The organism is Trinickia diaoshuihuensis (assembly GCF_003390925.1).
Classification (GTDB): domain Bacteria; phylum Pseudomonadota; class Gammaproteobacteria; order Burkholderiales; family Burkholderiaceae; genus Trinickia; species Trinickia diaoshuihuensis.
This window is the reverse complement of sequence record NZ_QUBS01000042.1, coordinates 1-3,154: the sequence shown is the minus strand read 5'-3', so window position 1 is coordinate 3,154 and position 3,154 is coordinate 1. Positions and strand designations below refer to the sequence as shown.

Genomic DNA, 3,154 nt, shown 5'->3' with positions numbered 1-3,154 from the left:
GGCCGCGCGCGCATAGGCCGAGGTCGCCGCCGACGCGCCGCCGCCCGCCGCGGCCGGCGCCGTCCCGCCGATCTCGCGGATCTGCAGTCCGGCCAATTCGATGCCCGCCGCTTCCAGCCGGCGCCCGAACGACGCGCCGCCCGATACGAGCCGCGCCGCCCCGCCGGGGCTCGCCTGCACACGCACGATCAATTGCGTGCCGGTCAGGACGAGATCCGCATCGACGGTGCCGAGCGTCGGCAACGCCAGCGTGACGCGCGTACGCCAAGTCTGCTCGGTGCCGTCGGCGTCGCCCGGCTGGGCCCGCCGCTCGCGATCGGGCTCGATCGTCCAGTCGAGCTTCGCGCCCGGCCAGACCTCGCCGGTCCATCGAAATTGCTGGGTGGCCAGCACGTCCAGTTGCTGACGCACGAGCGGGATCGTCGCCGGATGGATCGAAGCCGCGATCGACGCGCGCACGTCCGGCGGCAAGTTCGCCGCGTGAGCGCTGCTCGAGCCGCCGAACGCCGCGTCTTCGAGCACGGTGGTCTGCACGCCGCGCCAAGCGGCGCCGTCCGCGCCCGGCGCGGGATACGCCGGGGCGCCCGGATGCGCGCCGGCGCCGAACGCGGGCAGCGAAAACTGGGGCGGCAACTCATGCGGCAGCCACCCGCCGCCCGAAGGCACGGGTGGGCCGCCCGCCTGCCAACCCGGCATGCCGGCCGCTTCGCCGGCGGGCGCCGGATTGCTCCAATCGAGCGGCAGTTGAATGGCTTCGGCGGCAAGCCGCGTTTGGGGTTCGTTCGCGAGCGCGTCGGCGGGATAGCCGCCGCTCAGCCACTGCGCGAGGTGCGACTCATAGAACAGGCCCGACTCGTTGACGGTCTGTTCGAGCGCTTCAGCCAGCGCTTGCACGGGCATCGCCGTGGCCGCCGCGCCGACGGCACCGGAAGCGGCCGTCGAATCTGCTTGCGCGGACGCACCGGCAGCATTGGTCGCGGCCGCATTCGCGCCGGCCGTGGATGCACCGGCCGGATCGGCGGCCGCTCCTCCCGGAAACAGCGCGCCGCCCGCCGGCGTATCGATCGCCGGAGGGGCGGGCCAGATCGGCGCTTGGCCGATGACCGCGGGTGTGGCTTCGCCGCCGAAACGCGAAATCGCGTCGAGCGTCAGCGCGACTTCGGACAAGATTGCCTGCGCGGAAGCCGGAGGCGGGGTATCGGGCAGCGCACCCGCCACGTCGGGCGGCGGCGGCACATCGACGGTGAGTCCCGTCGCCCCGGATTGAGCCGGGCTGGTGCGCCCGCCCGCGCCGACGCTGTCGAGCACACTTTCGATGCGGCCGATGACCATCGAGGCCAGAGCTGAGTCGATTCCTGTCATGCCGCGTCCTTGCGCCGTCGTTCAGGGGCCTACCCTCACTACGCGGGCGTGCGCCGCGGGCCGGGAAATTCGTTCGATCAACCGTGGGCGCTCAGCGCGCGCCGAACAGTTCCTTGAGCACGTGCGCCGGGCGCCGTGCCGAAAAAAATGCGGAAAGGCGCGCCACACTCGGATTGAGCAGATCGCGAATCGCAGCATCGTCGGCTAAAATCTGCCGAATCAGGTCGTACTTGCGCGATCTTTCGTGTTCGTCGAGCGAGAGCCCGGCATCCACTTCACACAGCGCATCGACGAGTATCCGATACTCTTCCTGCAACTCCGTCAATTCGTTCCACAGTGCGTCGCGGGCGGCCGATAGCATCCGCGACGAGACAGCGGCAATTGCCTCGTAGCGCGCAAAATAGTCTGCTTTGGAATTCATCGCTGCGCGTCCGCCTGCCCCTGCTGCGCCATGATGCGCGCCGCTTCGACGCCGATACCGATCCAGGCTTCCTCGAGCGTCGCGAGCAGGCCGTCCACTTCGATCAGCATCTGCTCGCTTTGCGCGATATTGGCCTCGAGCAGTCTGCGCGTCATGTAGCTGTAAAGCGCATCGAGCCGCTGGGCGATCTCGCCGCCCACCTCCTTGTTCAGCGAGGCCTGCAAGCCGCTCCCGATGATCCCGATGGCCTTGCTGATCGCCTCGCCGCGCGGGCCGATGTTGCCTTGCTGCAAATGCATGCGCGCCTGAGCGATGGCCTGGCGCGCGCCTTGGTACAGCATGAGGATCAATCGATGCGGATTTGCGCCCATCACCCCTGTCTCGACGCCGACGCGCGCATATGCACCCGCTCCAGCGTGTCCTTGGGAAAACATCGGCGCTTCTCCTTGTTGGTCGTGAATTAGCGAAACTCAATCGGCACGGCGGGCGTATGCAACACACCCGCCCCGCCGGTGCCGAAGCGCGCCGTCATTCGAACGCGCAGGTCTTATCGCGGTTATCGGATCGCCCCGGGAAAAGCTTTAGCCACCCCGTGAAGATCGAAGCCGCGACAGCCGCCCAGCTTCAAATCGACATCTGCATGATGTCGTTGTAGGCGGCCACCAGCTTGTTTCTGACTTGCAAGCCGAACTGCAGACCGATATTCGCCTTCTGCATGTCCACCATCACGTCGCTCAGCGACACGTTGGGCGAACCGAGTTCGAACGCCTGCGATTCCCCGGCGGCCTTGTTTTGATCGTCGCTGATCTTGTCGAGCGAGCTCTTGAGCGCGGTGGCGAAGCTGCCGGCCGTCGCGGCCCCTGACGTCTGCCCGAGGGTGGCGGCCTTCGACTCGCCGGCCGCTTCGGCTGCCATGGACTGCATCTGCTGCAGCGCCGATGTAAGCGGATTGACTGGAACGGTCATGGTTTCTCCAAAAAAGGGCCGAAGACTCGCGCCCACCGAAAGTGCGGCGCACTGACCCATCACGGAGAGTGAGCATAGCAGCGGGCCTTTTCGCAAACCCGTGAAACTAGGGGGAAAACCCGCTTCTATTCGACTGATTCAGTTGCGCATCGGTATGGATAATCCCCATCGTGAAAGTGTCCCGCCCGTCCTGATGCGGCTTCCCGCCCCATCGGACTCGCCGGCCGGACACCCCCGCATTCCGGAGAAACCCGACGCATGGATTCGCAGGCAAACTCTTTGATCAACCCCGACGCACGCATGGGCCTCGCCAGCGCGCAGCCCGGCGCAGCCGCGGCCGGCGCGCTGCAAGGCGCCGGCGCGGGCTCGGCCGGCGGCGCCGAGTTCGGTGGTTTCGCTCAGCGG

General features: G+C 67.6%; 4 protein-coding genes. All 4 read right to left on the bottom strand.

Translation table 11 applies throughout. From position 1 onward, the window contains the following. Positions 1-1,362: flagellar hook-length control protein FliK (gene fliK / locus DXT59_RS10200; protein ID WP_162878015.1), on the bottom strand; the 1,362-nt coding region annotated here is incomplete at its 3' end. A gap of 91 nt (positions 1,363-1,453) precedes the next feature. Then, positions 1,454-1,783 (bottom strand): flagellar protein FliT, encoded by a 330-nt coding sequence (locus DXT59_RS10195; protein ID WP_116136800.1) that lies wholly within the window; start codon positions 1,781-1,783, stop codon positions 1,454-1,456. Continuing rightward, entirely contained in the window at positions 1,780-2,217 is a 438-nt protein-coding gene (gene fliS, locus DXT59_RS10190; RefSeq protein ID WP_116136799.1) for a flagellar export chaperone FliS, read from the bottom strand. The genes DXT59_RS10195 and fliS overlap by 4 nt, the downstream gene beginning before the upstream one ends. Positions 2,218-2,407: 190 nt before the next feature. Further along, complete coding sequence (fliE, locus tag DXT59_RS10185; protein ID WP_116136798.1) at positions 2,408-2,749, bottom strand: flagellar hook-basal body complex protein FliE; 342 nt, start codon at positions 2,747-2,749, stop codon at positions 2,408-2,410. Between the last annotated feature and the right edge of the window lie 405 nt (positions 2,750-3,154).